At 69.6% G+C, this 15,483-nt stretch carries 13 protein-coding genes; 4 read left to right on the top strand and 9 right to left on the bottom strand.

What is annotated here, in order from left to right; translation table 11 throughout:
• Positions 1 to 41: 41 nt before the first annotated feature.
• Entirely contained in the window at positions 42 to 2,648 is a 2,607-nt protein-coding gene (locus HUW62_RS19790; protein ID WP_176435319.1) for a TonB family protein, read from the bottom strand.
• Positions 2,649 to 2,784: 136 nt separating this feature from the next.
• On the opposite strand from HUW62_RS19790, the gene HUW62_RS19785 reads away from it, so the two are divergent.
• Both HUW62_RS19785 and HUW62_RS19780 read left to right on the top strand, forming a co-directional pair.
• Positions 2,785 to 3,663 (top strand): hypothetical protein, encoded by an 879-nt coding sequence (locus HUW62_RS19785; RefSeq protein WP_176435308.1) that lies wholly within the window; start codon positions 2,785 to 2,787, stop codon positions 3,661 to 3,663.
• Positions 3,664 to 3,729: 66 nt separating this feature from the next.
• Positions 3,730 to 4,323 carry a DUF2378 family protein gene (locus HUW62_RS19780; RefSeq protein ID WP_163864244.1) on the top strand — a complete coding sequence of 198 codons (594 nt, stop codon included), beginning with the start codon at positions 3,730 to 3,732 and terminating at the stop codon, positions 4,321 to 4,323.
• Between the two features lie 108 nt (positions 4,324 to 4,431).
• Here the strand turns inward: HUW62_RS19780 and trxA are convergent, their stop codons facing one another.
• The 6 genes from trxA to HUW62_RS19750 form a co-directional block, all read right to left on the bottom strand.
• Positions 4,432 to 4,821, bottom strand: a complete 390-nt coding sequence (trxA, locus tag HUW62_RS19775; RefSeq protein ID WP_163864245.1) for a thioredoxin — start codon at positions 4,819 to 4,821, stop codon at positions 4,432 to 4,434.
• A gap of 40 nt (positions 4,822 to 4,861) precedes the next feature.
• Positions 4,862 to 5,188 carry an FKBP-type peptidyl-prolyl cis-trans isomerase gene (locus HUW62_RS19770; protein ID WP_163864246.1) on the bottom strand — a complete coding sequence of 109 codons (327 nt, stop codon included), beginning with the start codon at positions 5,186 to 5,188 and terminating at the stop codon, positions 4,862 to 4,864.
• 146 nt (positions 5,189 to 5,334) lie between these two features.
• Positions 5,335 to 6,477 carry an outer membrane protein gene (locus HUW62_RS19765; protein ID WP_176435307.1) on the bottom strand — a complete coding sequence of 381 codons (1,143 nt, stop codon included), beginning with the start codon at positions 6,475 to 6,477 and terminating at the stop codon, positions 5,335 to 5,337.
• A 150-nt stretch (positions 6,478 to 6,627) separates the two neighbouring features.
• A complete protein-coding gene (gene nadE, locus HUW62_RS19760; RefSeq protein WP_163864247.1) occupies positions 6,628 to 8,520 on the bottom strand; it encodes an NAD(+) synthase in 1,893 nt (630 codons plus the stop codon).
• Between the two features lie 93 nt (positions 8,521 to 8,613).
• Positions 8,614 to 9,273 (bottom strand): LON peptidase substrate-binding domain-containing protein, encoded by a 660-nt coding sequence (locus tag HUW62_RS19755; protein WP_163864248.1) that lies wholly within the window; start codon positions 9,271 to 9,273, stop codon positions 8,614 to 8,616.
• 142 nt (positions 9,274 to 9,415) lie between these two features.
• Complete coding sequence (locus HUW62_RS19750; RefSeq protein WP_176435306.1) at positions 9,416 to 10,051, bottom strand: TetR/AcrR family transcriptional regulator; 636 nt, start codon at positions 10,049 to 10,051, stop codon at positions 9,416 to 9,418.
• A gap of 75 nt (positions 10,052 to 10,126) precedes the next feature.
• Between HUW62_RS19750 and HUW62_RS19745 the strand changes: the two genes are divergently transcribed.
• The gene (locus HUW62_RS19745) at positions 10,127 to 11,413 is read left to right on the top strand and encodes a serine hydrolase (RefSeq protein ID WP_176435305.1); all 1,287 of its coding nucleotides are present in this window, start codon (positions 10,127 to 10,129) and stop codon (positions 11,411 to 11,413) included.
• 14 nt (positions 11,414 to 11,427) lie between these two features.
• On the opposite strand, the gene HUW62_RS19740 is transcribed toward HUW62_RS19745, so the two are convergent.
• Positions 11,428 to 12,393 (bottom strand): AraC family transcriptional regulator, encoded by a 966-nt coding sequence (locus tag HUW62_RS19740; RefSeq protein WP_163864251.1) that lies wholly within the window; start codon positions 12,391 to 12,393, stop codon positions 11,428 to 11,430.
• Between the two features lie 98 nt (positions 12,394 to 12,491).
• On the opposite strand from HUW62_RS19740, the gene HUW62_RS19735 reads away from it, so the two are divergent.
• Entirely contained in the window at positions 12,492 to 13,475 is a 984-nt protein-coding gene (locus HUW62_RS19735; protein WP_176435304.1) for an NADPH:quinone oxidoreductase family protein, read from the top strand.
• Positions 13,476 to 13,503: 28 nt separating this feature from the next.
• Here the strand turns inward: HUW62_RS19735 and HUW62_RS19730 are convergent.
• Positions 13,504 to 15,483: ATP-binding protein (locus HUW62_RS19730; protein WP_176435303.1), on the bottom strand; the 1,980-nt coding region annotated here is incomplete at its 5' end.

The following is a 15,483-nucleotide window of genomic DNA, read 5'->3' as shown; positions in this document are numbered from 1 at the left end:
GCGTCGTGCCAGGGTTGGCGATGTTCGCTGGGACAGGCGTCTCATGGAGCGTCCTCCTCGAAGTCCAGATACAGCGTGAGGGTGCCTCGGAAGGTGCGCGGGGCTCCGGCGGAGAAGTGGCGCGTGGCCAGCAGGGATGCGGGCGCATCGGGCCCCCGGAAGTTGGAGACGTAGTTGAGCTCCGTCTCACGCCAGCGCGCGTCCAGCACGTTCTCCACGGACACGCCCAGCTCCATCCAGTCCCAGCGCGCGCGAGTCCCCACGTCGAAGAGGAACACCGGCTCGCTGTAGCGATTGAGCGGCAGGGGCCGAGGCCCCACCGCGCTGTGCCCCAACGCCACGTTCCACCCAAGTCGCTCGCTGCCCACCGTGACGTGACCTCGCACCGAGGCATCCACCCGGCCCAGCAGCGCGGGGATGTACGGCATCACCGCCCCGTCCCACAGCTTCCACGACGACGCCCCCGGAACAGGCAGCGTCGCGCGAGCCCACGCCACCGAGGCCTGCGCGTCGAGCCAGTCGGCCCACCGCAGCCGTCCCGTCGCGAAGGCACCCAGTCGCTGTGAAGCACCGATGGGCTGGTTGCGCCCCAATCGCTCGTCGAAGACGAAGTCTTGCGACACGCGCGTGGCGAAGACCGCACCACGTGCCTCCAGCGAATACGGCCGCGCCTCGCCCTCCCGTTTCCAACCCAGCCCCGTCTCTCCCGAGGCGACCCGCGCATACGGCGCCAGCTCCGCGTCCGACAGCGCGGCGGCATCACTGGAGCGCGCTCCCAGCCCCGCGCTGGTCAGCCACGTGAGCCGAGACGACAGCTTCACTTCCGCGCTGGCGCGGGGACTCGCGAAGAAGCCATAGGCCTCCAGGGACTCCTCGGGGATGCGCGACCCATCGCGGTCCACGGCGGGACGGTTCAGGTCCTCCACGCCGAACAGGAACGTGTCCAACCGCACGCCGACCCGCAGGGCCAGCCAGTCGAGCGGCTGCACGCGCAGGGACGCATATCCGCCCAGGTTCGTGGTGCGCACCTGGTTGTCGAACAAGGTGGAGTACGGCGCGCCACCGCTATCCCTCAGTCGTCGTGAGCGCGTGCGGACATCGTCGTAGCGGGCCACGTAGCCCAGCTCCAGCGGACGCGACTGTCCCAGCAGGGTGAGCCCCGGGATGTAGCGCCCGCGCAGGCCCAGGGTGCTGCCCCGGTAGTAGCCCTCCGTGCCATCTCCACGCTGCGCGTCCTCGCCCGGAGGCGTGTCCTGGATGAAGCCCGTGAAGTTGTCGCGGATGCGCGTCTGCCGCAGCACCACATAGCCCTGCTGCACCATCCTGCCGCCGCGTTTGAGCCGCGACTGGAGCTCCGCGGAGACGAGGTGACGCTGGCTCGCGCCGCCCTGGTTCTCCTCATAGAAACAGAAGAACTGCGAGTCGGCGTCCGCCGCACACGGCAATCGCGCGTCCACCACGTCCGTCTCCCGCACCACGCCCGCTGACGCGAATCGGGCCCCAGAGCTGGCGCCAAGCAGGCGCAGCCGCGTGTCGTCTCCCAGCCGCAGCTCCACCTGCGCCATGGCGGTCGCATTGGCGAAGGAGCGATTCGGTCCAAAGCCCTGCCCCTGTCGCAGCAGCAGCCCCACGAAGGTGGCTTCAGTGGACTCGGGCGGGCCCCACACGAGCGCGAGCCGACGCGAGGCGAAGCTGCCGTAGCTGGCCGACGCGGTGAGCCCACGACGCGCGAGGCCGAGCTGGTACTCCACCGTGCCCGCCACGCCGAAGTCACCTTGCGAGGCGTCATAGGGCCCCTCGGTGACCCGCAGCGAGTCCACCAGCTCCGGGATGATGAAGTACGTGTCCGCGTACCCGTGCCCGTGGGCATGGGAGACCTCGTTGAGAGGCACGCCATTGAGGCGCATCTCCACGTCCTTGCCCTCGCCCGCGTCGAAGCCTCGGATGAACACCGTCTCCGCGTGGCCCTCGCCTCCGTGATTGGCCAGCATCACCCCGGGCGCGAGCAACATCAGGTCGGACGCCGAGTTGCGCGGCACGTCCGCGAGCTGCCCCACCTCGATGTGGAAGTCCCCCACCGCGACGGGCGGCGGCGCCTCGGCCACGCCCCGGACCGTGGTGGAGAACCCCGGAGACGAAGCTCCAGCGGACGGCTTCGATGCCTCGAGAACATCCAACGGTGACGACTCCCTGGTCGGCACGTCCACGGCGCCACCCACGGGCTCCGTCGACGCTGGCGCTGACAACATCTCCCCGCGCGACGTGTCCTCGGTGGTTGCTCGCGCGGACTCGGAACTCGCTCGTTCCGCTCCCGCCACCCCAGTCAGCGCCTCGCGCACTCGCGCGGGAGCGAACTGCACCGGCACATCCACCTGCACCTCCAGCGGCACTCCACCCCGCAGCGCCGGCTCGAATCGCCAGCGCACCGCCGCGCCCATCGCCGCCCGGTCGAACACGGTGCCCGCCGACTCGCGCACCTCCACCCGCGACACCGCGCCCCCGTCGTCAATCGTGAGCCGCAACATCACCGTCGCCGGATGCTCCAGCACTGGCGCATCCCCGGGCATCACCGGCGCCACCGCCTCCACGGGCACCGGCGGCGAAATGGGCGGCTCCTCCAACGCCCCCACCGCACACAACACCAGCATCGCAATCCACACGGCGAGGACCTCACTCCTGGGTTCGGCGGCACCCCAAGACACCTCGCCACCGGAACGTCGACGGCCCGGAGATACAACACGGCTCGCTTGAATTGCAACTTGGTTACATATACATCGAAGAAACATGAACCTGAAATCGAGCGTCCCTGGCCTCTGTGCGCTGCTGGCGCTGACACTGGTGCTCCCGGCCTGTGACTCCGTGGCCCCGGGAGACGTGCGCGTGACGATGAGCGGTGGAGACGGCACCCAGCGGGGCCTGCCGGACACGCTCTTCCAGGACGGCTGGTCCGTGCAGTTCACCAAGTACCTCGTGTCGCTCGGCGACTTCACCCTGACGTCCGCTTCGGGCGAGGTGCGGGACAGCCGCCGCCACGTGCTGGTGGACGTGCAGAAGGGCGACATCCCGCTGACGGAGCTGACGGGCCTGCCGGCGGGTCGCTGGAACGTGGGCTTCCACGTGAGCCCGCCCCGCGCGGACACGGAGCTGGCGGACGGTCAGGTCTCCGCCGGGGACCTGGCGATGATGCGCGAGCGCGGCTTCAGCTACTGGGTGGAGGGGCGCGCGGTGAAGGCGGGGGTGGGCATCTTCGACTTCCGCATGGGCTTCCCCGTGCAGGCACGCATGGTGGACTGCATCAACGGGGTGGATGGCACCCAGGGCATCATCGTCCCGGAGGGCTCCCGGGCGGACGTGGAGGTCACCATCCACGCCGAGCACATGTTCTACGACAGGCTCGGCACCCACAAAGGCGTGCAGCTGCGCTTCGACGCCCTCGCCGCCACGGCCAACTCGGAGCGTCTCATCACCCCAGAGGGACTGGCCTCACAGCAGCTCACCGACTTGAAGGATGCCCAGGGTCTTGAACTGCGCGACGCAGCGGGTCAGCCCGTGGTGTATCTGCCCGGAGCGCATGATGTGCGCACGCTGCAGGAGTTCGTCACCCAGAGCATTGTCGACCAGGCCCACCTCAACGGTGGAGGTGTCTGCACGGTCGCCAAATGACAGGCCGACCCGCGGACACCCCACCCCCGCTGGACTTGGCTGGCCTGCCGCCGCTAGGAAAGTCACATGGACTCTCCTCCGCACCTGCAGGCCCGCCTGGCCCTGTGTCGTCCCGAGCACATGGTGCTCGATTTGTTCGTGCAGAGCCTCCGCGAGAGCATCGCGCAGCGGATGGGTCAGAACCTGGCGCGGGCCGCCGGAGCACCCATCCCCGGCGTCCCCGCGCGCGGCGCCCCCTCACACCGCCCCGCCAGCGAGTACCTGGAGCTGCTCCACGAGGGCGCCAGCTCCGTGGAGCGCGCGCTGGGCGAGGACTACTCCCACGCCGTGGAGCAGCTGTCCTTCACCGCCGCGAGCCACGTCTTCTCCGCCCCCGTGGGCGCCATGGTGATGGCCATCACCGGCGAGGACCCGCACCGCGGCCTGTCGATGAGCGCGGGCCTGGCGGGCGCCACCAGCACCTTCGGCGAGCGGGAGTACGAGCGCGTCTCCGACACCACCGCGCGCCTGCGCTTCAAGGACGAGTTCTTCGGCCCCGCGTGGTGCAGTGGCCTGGTGCGCAGTGGCCTGCTCAAGACGAATCCGGAGCGGCGCTTCCGCGTGGAGCTGGAGTCCGGCGAGCCGCCCTTCAAGGACTTCTCGCTGCTCATCCACTGGTAGCCCCCTCGCTTCCTCCCGAGGGAGCCGCCGACCGGCCGGAAGCACCGCGAGACGCTTCCGGCCAGCGGCACGGACGGGGCCCTGAAGGCCCCTCCGGCGAGGACCGACTCAGGCCTTGGGCGCTTCCTTGCCCTCTTTGCCCCGGCGCTCCTCGACTTCCTTCTTCACCTGCTCCATGTCGAGCGCGCGGACCTGGCGGACCAGGTCCTCCAGCGCGGCGGCGGGAAGCGCGCCAGCCTGCTCGAAGAGCAGGATGCCGTCACGAAACACCATCAGCGTGGGGATGGAGCGAATCTCGAACGCTCCGGACAGCTCCGGCTGCGCCTCGGTATCAATCTTCCCGAAGACGATGTCCGCATGCTTGCCGGACGCCGATTCGAACGTGGGCGCGAAGATGCGGCACGGGCCGCACCACGACGCCCACCAGTCCAGGATGACGATGCCATCCTTGCCGACTGTTTCCTTGAAGTTGTCCTTGGTGATTGTCACCGTCGCCATGACGGTCCTCGTTTCTCCCCGCCAGGGCGGAGCGTGACTTTCAGCGGACTCCCAACAGCTCCACCTCGAACAGCAGGGTGGCGTTGGGCGGGATGACTCCACCGGCGCCGCGAGCGCCGTAGCCCAGGTCGGGCGGAATCGTGAGCTTGCGCACGCCGCCAATCTTCATCCCGGCGACGCCGTCGTCCCAGCCCTTGATGACCTGGCCCGCACCCAGCTTGAAGGTGAAGCCCTCGGAACCATGGTCCCGGCTGGCGTCGAACTTGGTGCCGTTCGTCAGCGTCCCCACGTAGTGCACGGTGACCGACTTGCCGGAGGTGGCCTCCGTGCCCGTGCCTACCTTCACGTCCTCGATACCCAAGCCCATTCCGTCTCCTGTTGCAGTAGAAGGTTCCACCTTAACTCGCCAACCTCCGTGGCGCCGCACTGGAAAGCACAGTGGCGCGGGCCCGTTGGTTACCGGGCACCGCGCCACCGACTCACGCCTGGCGTGAAGACTTCAGGCCGCCTGCGTCAGAACGTACCACCCACGCTGACGACGCCCTGGTAGCTGCCTCCGTTGCCAAAGTCGCCGCCGCCGGACTCGATGCCGGGAGCGAAGTCCTTGTCGAACAGGAAGTTGTAGTTGGCGCGCGCGTCCACCGTGAAGTGACCCACGTGGCCGCGCAGACCCACGCCCGCCGGCACGGTGCCGACGGTGTCATCCCGGTAGCCCAGCGACTGGCCGCCGCGGAAGTTGTAATCGCTGATACCAATGCCGCCCAGCACATACGGCTGCCACGCGGTGGGGAACAGGCCCAGCGTCGCCACCGCCGTTCCACCGTTGCGCACGAGGTCAGGACCGTCCGTGTTCACCTCACCCCGCGCCGAGTCGATGTCGTTCAGCGCGCCGGTATAGCCCAGCTCGATGCCGAACACCTTGGACGGCCGGAAAGCCGCCGTCACGCCCGCGGTGGGGCCCGGGTTGAGCTGCGGTGCCAGCGCGCCGGTGTAGCCCTCCACACCACCGCCCACGAACACGCTCAGACCCCGCATGTCGTTCTTCTCCTTCTTCTTCACCTCAAGCGGTTCGACGGTCTCCGCGGCGTCAGCCGAAGGACGGAAGTCAGAGGGCGGAGGCGCGGAGATACCGCTGCCGCCAATGGCATCGTCCTGCGGCTCGGCCGGATATGACTCGGAGTGAGGCTCCACGGCGGGGGCCGCCTCCGGACGCGGCTGTGGCGAGGACTGCGGCGGCGGCGCCTGCAGGCCCTGGATGTCCTGCTGACCCGAGGAACCACTGCCACCCGTGCCCTGCTGGGAGGCATCCTGGTTCGCCGGCTCGCAGCGCAGCGGCATGTTCAGGAGCACTTCACCCTTCGCGGGAGGAGCGGCCTGGCTGCTGCTGGACGAGTCATCCTGCCCGCTCTGTCCACTGCCTCCCATCCCCGAGTTGTCGTCCATGCTCGACGAATCCGGCACGGGCTGCGTCTCGATGATGAGGTCCTCCTCCTGGTACGAGCCATCCCCAGAGGAGTCCTGTGATTGGGCCAGCAGCACTCCCTGGCCGGTGCTCCCCGCGTTCGCCTGGGGCGGTGGGCAGTCGCCGTCCGAAGCCAGAGCCGAGGTGCCGTAGAAGAGCGCCCCGATGGCGCCTGCAAGAATCTTCGCTTTCATTCAACCCTCCGTCGTCGAGTGGCTGACATGAAGGTTGTCGGCGAGGCCACATCCGGCAAGGCACACCTGGGTGGAGATCACCCAAGCGCGCCCCCTCGCTGAGCAGGCGGCCGGGCGTGGAGCCCGGGCAACACGGTTGCACGAGCAGGCTTACTTCTCGCGCATCCACTCCGAGCCGGTGACGACGGGCAACTGGAGCGCGCGCTCCCGGTCCAGGTCCAGGTTGCCGACGTGGAGCGACAGCGGGGACTGCACCCACTTGTAGATGGACTGGGTGAAGAGGCGGACGAACTTGTCCACGTAGCCGCCCAGCCTTCCGGTCTCCACCTCCGGGAACATGGGCGTCAGCGCCCGGAGCATCTCCGAGGGCGTGAGCTTCTCGCTCGCGAACAGGTAGAAGCACGCATCCAGGATGGGGAAGGGCATCAGCTCCTCCTCCCCCACCTGGTTGTGCGCCAGCTCCGGCCCCGCGGGCTTGGCGAGCACCTTGCGGATGCCCTCGTAGCCGGTGACGTCCTGGAGGTAGTCCAGGAGGAACATCACCACTGTCTTGGGCAGGTTGGAGATGACGGCGAGCGCGCCCATCAGGTCTCCACCGATGGTGGTGTAGCCCACGGACTTCTCGCTCATGTTGCCCGTCTGGAGGAACAGGCCGCCGCAGGAGTTGCTCCAGTTCCACATGCGCTGGGCACGCAGGCGGGCCTGGATGTTCTGCTCGGTAATCGGCGTGACGGGGGTGCCGTTCAGCATCTTCGCGGCCACGTCGCGCTCGCGCTCGAAGGCCTCGTCGATGGAGACACTCTGGAAGGACACGCCCAGCTCGCGGGCAATGGTCTCCGCCGCGTCGCGGGTGGAGTCGCTGGAGTAGCGACTGGGCATGTAGAACGCCTGGATGAGCGAGCCCGGGTTCTCCGGCCGCGCGCGCTTCGCGTAGCGGTGGGCGATGAGCAGCGTCAACAGCGAGTCACGTCCACCGGACAGGGCGATGCCCAGCACCTTGAAGGCGCGCGTCTTCTCGAAGTAGTCGCCCACGCCCAGGGAGAGCGCGTCCAGGATGTCCTCGCACAGCGCCTCGCGCGCGGGGCGCCGCTTGTCCGGGGGCGGCAGGAAGAAGCTGCGGTGCGCGGGCACGGGGTACGTCAGCGTCTCGCGCCGCGTGCGCACCGCCTCCGTGCAGTCCAGCACCGCCGTGCCCTGGCCGCCGGTGGTCAACCACGCCTCGCGGTCCACGCGCCACGTGGTGGCCTCGCCGCGCAGGCGCAGGGTGCGGTCCAGGTCGACGACGGCCGCGGCGAAGCCCTCCTGGAAGCGCGGCGTCTCCATGACGTGGCGGCCGTTCTGGTTGAGGAAGCCGCCGCCGTCGAAGATGAGGCCGTCGTTGCTGCCCACCGCGTTGCAGTAGGCGATGGTGCACTGGTGGTCCGCGGCGCGGGTGGCGATGAGCTCGCGGCGCGTCTCCACGAAGCCCAGCCGGAAGGGCGACGCGGAGATGTTCACCACCAGCTCCGCGCCTGAGTACGTGCGCCGGCGCATGGGGCCGTCCGCGCTCCAGATGTCCTCGCAGACCTCCGGCGCGACGAGGCCGAAGTCGAACTGGAACAGGTAGTCGCCCAGCGGCACGCCGCGGTAGCGCTCCTTCATGCCCGGCTGGCCCCGGCCGAAAGTCCGCGCCTCATAGAAGACGCTGTACGTGGGCAGCTTCTCCTTGGGGACCAGGCCCAGCACGCTGCCTCCGGCCACCACCGCCGCGCAGTTGAGGCGCTGACCCTGGAGGGCGACGCCCACGCCGACGACGAAGACGGTGGAGAGCGAGGCCGTCTCGCGCGCGAAGCGCTCCAGCTCCGGCCACTGCCGGTCGATGAAGCCCTGCCACTGGACCATGTCCTCGGCGGGGTAGCCGGCGATGACCTGCTCCTGGAAGACGCCCACGGTGACGCCGTCCTCGGCCATCCGCTTCGCCAGGACCAGGGCCCGGTCCGTGTTGTGGACGAAGGCTCCCACGGTGGTGTTGACGCTGGCGATGCCGACTTTCACGAGCCGCATGGTTCTCCCGCTCCCCTTTCGCGTCCGACGCGGAGCGCAGCAATGCGCGGAGCGACGCACAAGGCAAGCCCCACGAGGCCAGGCGGACTCGGGTCAGTTCAGCGGGCCCGAGGGCCGCACGGGCTGGAGCCGGGCGATGAGCTCACCCACGTCCTCCAGCACGGCTTCCAACCTGCGCTTCACGTCCAGCTCCGAGAGGAGGTGCTGGCGTCGCTCCGCCTCTGGACTGATGGCGGAGGCCACCACGTCGGCCAGCTTGCCGCCCGTCGCACGGGCCGTCACGGGAAGCAGGTTCTCGGCGAAGGTCGGCGGCACACGCCCGGCCAGTTCGAAGACGGCCTGACGCAGCCGCTCCTCCTCCGGCCCCTCGTACGGCAGGTCCGGCAGCGCCAGCGCCTGCACCTCGCGGTACGCCTTGTCCGTGGTCAGCTCGGAGACCATGCGGATGCGGCTGACACCTTGAAGGAGGATGTTGTAGCGCCCCTCCTCCACCTCCTCGTCCCAGACGATGACGCCGGCGCACATGATGGACTGCATCGGTGGCCGGCCCTCGTACTTGCCCTCCCAGCCGTCCTCGAGCTGTGCCAGCGCGACGACGCGGTCCGTCGCCAGCGCGTCCTTCACCATGGCCCGGTAGCGGGGCTCGAAGATATGCAGGGGGATGACGGTGTGGGGGAACAGCACCGCCGACGGCAACGGGAAGACCTTCAGCGCACTCGCGGCGGCGCGCTCCACGCGTTCTTGGGCGGTCATGTCGGGCATCCTTACCTGTGTTGATAAGCCTCGCGGACGCCCGTCGCACCGCAAACCCGCGCTCCACCACGGCCTTGACCAGTCCCACGGGCGCAACCCCTGGGATTCGCTGGGAGTTTTCGGGTGCGGCTCCTCGCGCCGACTACCGTGCGCGCGGGCGGCCAGCCCCTCCACCCCAGGCCCGCATCGCCACCTCGACGAGCCCGAGCAGCTCCGCCTCGCTCGCGCCGTCCTGGGCCTGCACGGACATTCCCTGGACGATGGCGCCGAGAAAGCGGGCCATGGCGCCCGCGTCCGTCTCCGGTGGCAGCTCTCCGGCGGCGATGCCCCGGGCGATGCGCTCGCGAAACAGCTCCACCGCGCCCGCACGGAGACTGGCGACCAGGTCGGCCACGGGCTGGTGGGCCTCCGCGCAGCGCAGGACGGCCGTTGAAATCATGCACCCGTGTGGGTGCTTGCGACGGGTGAAGACCCGGGCCGACTCGCGAAGCACCCGCTCGATGGCGCCCCGGGCGGTCGGCTCCTCGGTGAGCGCGGCCCACGTGAAGGCCCCAGGCCCCGTCTGGTAGCGCTCCAGGACGCGGCGGTAGAGCCCCTCCTTGGAGCCGAAGGCCGCGTAGAGGCTGGGCGCGGTGATGCCCATGGCGCCGGTGAGGTCCGCCACGGACGCGCCCTCATAGCCCAGCCGCCAGAACACCATCATGGCCAGGTCCAGCGCCTTCGTCTCATCGAACTCACGGGGACGGCCACGGGGACGGGTGGGGGTGACTATTTTCATAGCGGTCACTATTGAAATCGGAAAAGGGCCTTCCTATTTACATAACACTCGCTACATAAAAAGGAGTCCCCTCCGATGAATTCCATCCTCGCCACCTTCCTGGTGGCCGCGGGCCTTGGTGTCTCTCCGTCCACCCCGGTGAAGTCCGAGCCGCGCGCCGCCGTGACGAGCGCTGTCGCCGTGAGTCCCGACTCGAGCGCCCTCGCGGCGAGCCTGGACCCGGTCATCGACCAGGCGCTCGCGGACCAGCGCATCGTCGGGGCCGTGGTCATCGTCGCGAAGGACGGAGAGGTCCTCTATCGACGCGCCGCGGGCTTCGCGGACCGCGAGACGAAGAAGCCCCTGCGCGAGGACGCGGTGTTCCGGCTGGCGTCGATGACGAAGCCGCTCGTCTCCGTGGCGGCGCTCGCGCTGGTCGACCAGGGGAAGCTGTCGCTGGAGGACCCCGTCACGAAGTGGCTGCCCACGTTCCGTCCCAAGCTCCCGGATGGACGCGAGCCCGTCATCACCGTGAAGCATCTGCTCACGCACACTGCGGGACTGATGTACGGCTTCAACCAGCCAGTCCCCGGGCCCTATCAAAAGGCCAGGGTCTCGGATGGGCTCGACAACCCGCCGGGGCTCACGCTGGAGGAGAACCTGCGTCGCCTCGCCACCGTCCCGCTGTCCTCGGAGCCTGGGGAGAAGTGGGCCTACTCGGTGGCCACGGATGTGCTGGGCGCCGTCGTCGCGAGCGCGGGCGGCGCGCCACTGCCCCAGGTCATCTCACGGCTCGTCACACAGCCCCTGGGACTCAAGGACACGGGCTTCCGCGTCGGTGATGTCTCGCGGCTCGCGACGCCGTATGTGGACGGCAAACCCGCCCCCGTGCGCATGGACAAGACGCACGACATCCCCTTCGGCGCGGGAGTGGTCCACTACACCCCCGGCAGGGCGCTGGACTCGCGAGCGTTCCCCTCTGGAGGCGCGGGCATGGTGGGGACGGCGAGCGACTACGTGAAGTTCCTGGAGGCGCTGCGCAAGGGTGGAGCGCCGGTGCTGAAGCAGAACACCGTCGAGCAACTCGGCTCCATCCACGTGGGTCCGGAGTCGCGGCCGCAGGGACCGGGTTGGGGTTGGGGGCTCGCGTCGGCGGTGCTCATCGACCCGGTGCAGGCGCACAGTCCGCAGTCGGCGGGGACGTGGCAGTGGGGCGGCGCCTACGGGCACAACTGGTTCGTGGACCCGCGAAATGGAATCACGGTGGTGGCGCTGACCAACACCGCGCTGGAGGGCATGTCGGGCGCGTTCCCCGGCGCCGTGCGCGATGCCGTCTATGCCGCGGCAAAGGCACCCGCGGTGACTCCCTCGAAGAAGCAGTAGGGACGACCGCTCCTTCATGCCTGTCGACGAAATGCGCCCGGCGTCACGCCCACCCAGCGCCGGAACGCCTTGCCGAAGGAGCTCTCCGTCTCGTAGCCCACGGCGCGCGCCACCTCCGCCAGCGCGACGTCGCGGCCGCGCATCAGCGCCATCGCCCGGTGCATGCGCCACCGGCCGATGTACGCCAGCGGCGCCTCGCCCACGAGTGACTTGAAGCGCTCCGCGAACACCGAGCGCGACATGCCCGCGAGCCGAGCGAGCCCCTCCAGTGTCCACGGTGCCTCGGGCTTCTCGTGGACACGCTGGAGCACCGTGCCGATGCGCGGGTCCACCAGCGCGCGCAGCCAACCGTTCTCCCCGGAGGACGACTCCAGATGCGCCCTCAGCGCCTGCACGAAGAGGACATCCGCGAGTCGGCTCACCACCGTCTCGTGTCCAGGCTGCTTCGCTTCGATTTCGGAGGCCACGAAGCGCAGCGTCGACTCCAACCACCGAGGGGACTTGGGGTCATCCGCCCGGACATGGAGCAGCGTCGGCAGGTGCTTCACCAGGGGGCTCAGCGTCTCGCCCTCGAAGATGAAGGAGCCCACCACCAGCGTCACCGCCTCACCGTCCCCTCCGTAGTGGAGCACGCCACCGCAGCGGATGGGCTGGCGCGTCGCATAGACCTCCGCGATGGGCAGCGCCCGGGTGCCACGCCGGTCCTTCAACGTGAACTTCACGTTGGCGGGGATGAACACGAAGTCACCGCCCGCCAGGCACAGCTCCCGCTCGCCCGTGGACAGCAGGCAGTTGCCGCGCATCACCGCGTAGAACAGCGGGAAGGGAGAGCCGTCGATGCGCATGCCCCACGGTGCCGTCAGCTCGTAGCGAGCGTGCACGCGGCTGCGCAGGTGCACGCCCTGGAGCACCTCCGCGAGGACATCGAGCCCGGGCTTTTCGCCGGACGGTTGGACGAGAGAAACGGACTTCTGGCGCATGTTCGTCCTTTCGCCCGGGACTATAGGTCCACTCACGCGGCGGGCGTGGAAGCGCGAGCCTCCTCGTCCCACGACCCGCCATCCGGGAGACAGACATCATGAAAGCGATTCGACTGCACAGGTTCGGCGGTCCGGAAGAGCTGCGCCTCGACGACGTGCCCACGCCCACGCCTGGGGACGGCGAGGTCCGAATCCGGGTGCACGCCTCCGGGCTCAACTTCACCGACCTGGGCCAGCGCGAGGGCCGCATGCCCGGCACGCCTCCACTCCCCTTCGTCCCGGGACTGGAGGCCGCGGGAGTCGTGGACTCACTCGGCCCCGGCGTCCAGGGACTCACGAAGGGAGCCCGAGTCGTCGCCATCCTCCCGAATCAAGGCGCCTTCGCGGGATACGCCATCGCGCCGACAGCCACCGTGCTCGCCCTCCCCGACCCGGTCTCCTTCGAGCAGGCTGTCTGTCTTCCCGCGCAGGCCCCCACCGCGCTGCTCGGGCTGCGCGAAGGCGCGCGGCTGCGCGAGGGCGAATCCGTCTACATTCCGTCCGCCGCTGGGGGCGTGGGGACGTTCCTGGTGCAGCTCGCGAAGCGGATGGGTGCCTCGCGCGTCATCGGCGGCGCGAGCACGGAAGCCAAGAGAGACCTCGTCCTGCGCCTGGGTGCGGACGCCGCCGTGGACACATCCCATGCGGACTGGCCCGCGCGTGTTCGCGAGGCCACCGGTGGGCTCGGCGCGGACGTCGTCTTCGTCGCGGGTGGAGGAGAGCTCCCCGCCCGGAGTCTTCAGGCCCTCGCCTTCCGGGGACGACTGGTGCTCTTCGGCGCGGAGAGCATGTTCGACACGCAGTGGAGCCGTGAGCAGATGACCGGGGTGCTGGCCCAGAACCAGTCCATCGTCGGCTTCGCCACCTTCACCCTTCCCTTCGAGCAACGTCAGGCAGCGCTCCGCGAGGCGCTGTCGCTCGTCGAGCGAGGTCAGCTCCAGACGGTCATCGGACAGACCTTCCCGCTCGAAGCCGTCTCCCAGGCCCATCGGGCGATGGCCGAGCGGAGCACCACCGGCAAGGTCGTCATCCGCGTGGACTGAACCCCCAGGCCCGCGCCGAGCCAGGCCCTCAGTGGCGTGCGCCGCTCACGCGGGCGACCGTGGGCTCGTCGTCCTCGCCCTGGGCGTCGAGCACATCCAGCGCCGCATCCACCGAGGCCATCAGCACCTCCGGACGCACGGGCTTCTCCAGCACCACGTTCGGCACCGTCTCGATGAAGTCCCGCATCTCCGCCGTGTACGCCCCGCCGGAGATGAACACCACCCGCCGCGTCAGCTCCGGCGCCATCACACCCAGGCGCCGGTAGAGCGTGGCGCCATCCACCTCCGGCATCTGCAAGTCACACAGGATGACGTCGAAGCGATGCCCCGCGGACACCAGCGCCAGGGCCTCGCTGCCTCGCGTCGTCATCACCACGTCGTGGTAGGGCTCCAGCAACAGCCGCATCGACTGCGCCAGCCGGGGCTCGTCGTCCACCACCAGCACGCGTCCCCGTCGCCCCGTGGAGGGCACCACCGGCTTGCCTCGCGCCACGGGCCGGGGCGGCACCTCCACCTGCACCGGCGCCGCGGGCAGAAGCATGGTGAAGATGGAGCCCTTGCCCTCCTCGCTGCGCACCTCCAGCTCACCCCCGTGCGTGCGGACAATCTGCTGACAGATGGCCAGCCCCAGTCCGGTGCCTTCGCCGGTGGGCTTGGTGGTGAAGAAGGGTTCGAAGATGCGCGACATCACCTGCGCGGAGATGCCCATGCCCGTGTCCACCACGTCCACGCGGGCCCGGCCCGACACGTCCGTGCTGGTGCGCACGCGCACCTCGTGCAGGCTCGGGTTGCCCTCGGGCACCGCCTGCATCGCGTTGACGAGCAGGTTGAGCAGCACCTGTCCCAGCCGCGCCTCGCTGCCCAGCACCTTCGGCACCGGGCCGAACTCCTCCACCAACCGCGCGCGGTGGCGCAGCGCATGGCTGATGATGCGCACCGCCGGAGGCACCAGCGCGTTCAGGTCCACCAGCGTCCGGTCCTGGTCCCCCTGACGGCTGAACACCTGGAGGTCGCGGACGATGAGGCGGATGCGCTCGGCGCCTTCCAGCGCGCTGCGCACGCTCACCTGCGCGTCCCGCTGCCCCAACATCCCGCCTTCCGTGAGCGCGCGCGTCGCGGACTCCAGGTTCAACACCAGGTAGGCCAGCGGGTTGTTGATTTCGTGCCCCACCCCGGCCGCCAGCGTCCCCACCGCGGCGACACGCTCGGCGGCCACCAGCCGCGCCTGCAGCTCCTTGGTGGCGGTGATGTCCCGGTGCGTGGCCACGAAGTGCGACACGTCCCCTCCCGTGGCGCGCACCGGCGACAGCAGCACCTCCGTCGAGACGACCCGGCCATCCTTGCGCGGCACCGTCGTCTCCACGCAGAGCGACTCGCCCGCCAGCAACGCCGCGTTCAAGCGCTGACACAGCCGGGGGTCCTGGTCGCCGTACAGCTTGCACGGGTCCTGCTCCACCAGCTCTTCCGGAGCCCGTCCCAACAACAGGCCCAGCGCCTCGTTGGCGAAGACGGTCCGCAGCTTGCCGGGGCCCTCCACCTCCGCGATGAAGACGCCCTCGTGCACACCCCTCACGGTGGTGGCGAGCAACTGGAGCTTCTCCACCGCGCGCCGTCGCTCCTCGCTCGCCGCCGCCAGCAACTGGCCCGTCACCGCGTTGACGACGACGAAGAGCTGGAGCACGAGCAGGTCCTGCTCCACGTTGCCCGAGGAGAACGGGCCCTGGCCTCGCACCGTGCCGGTGATGGCGACCATGGAGATGGCCAGGGTGGCCATCGCCGCGCCCCGAGGACCGAAGCGCAGCGCCGCCAGCGCAGACATCGGGAACAGCAGGAAGCTGGCCGCGTGCGCGAAGCCGGGCTGAAGGTTCCGGAAGAGGAAGATGCTCGCGCCCAGCACGGTGGTCAGCCCCGCCAGCGCCAGCGCCTCGCCTGCCCGGTGCGGCCAGGTGGGTCGGCTCAGCAGCAGCAGCGGCGGCGCCACCACGAGCACGCCCATCAAGTCCCCCAC

Source organism: Myxococcus sp. AM011, from assembly GCF_013372595.1.
GTDB classification, from domain to species: domain Bacteria; phylum Myxococcota; class Myxococcia; order Myxococcales; family Myxococcaceae; genus Myxococcus; species Myxococcus eversor.
This window is presented reverse-complemented; position numbering and strand designations above follow the sequence as displayed.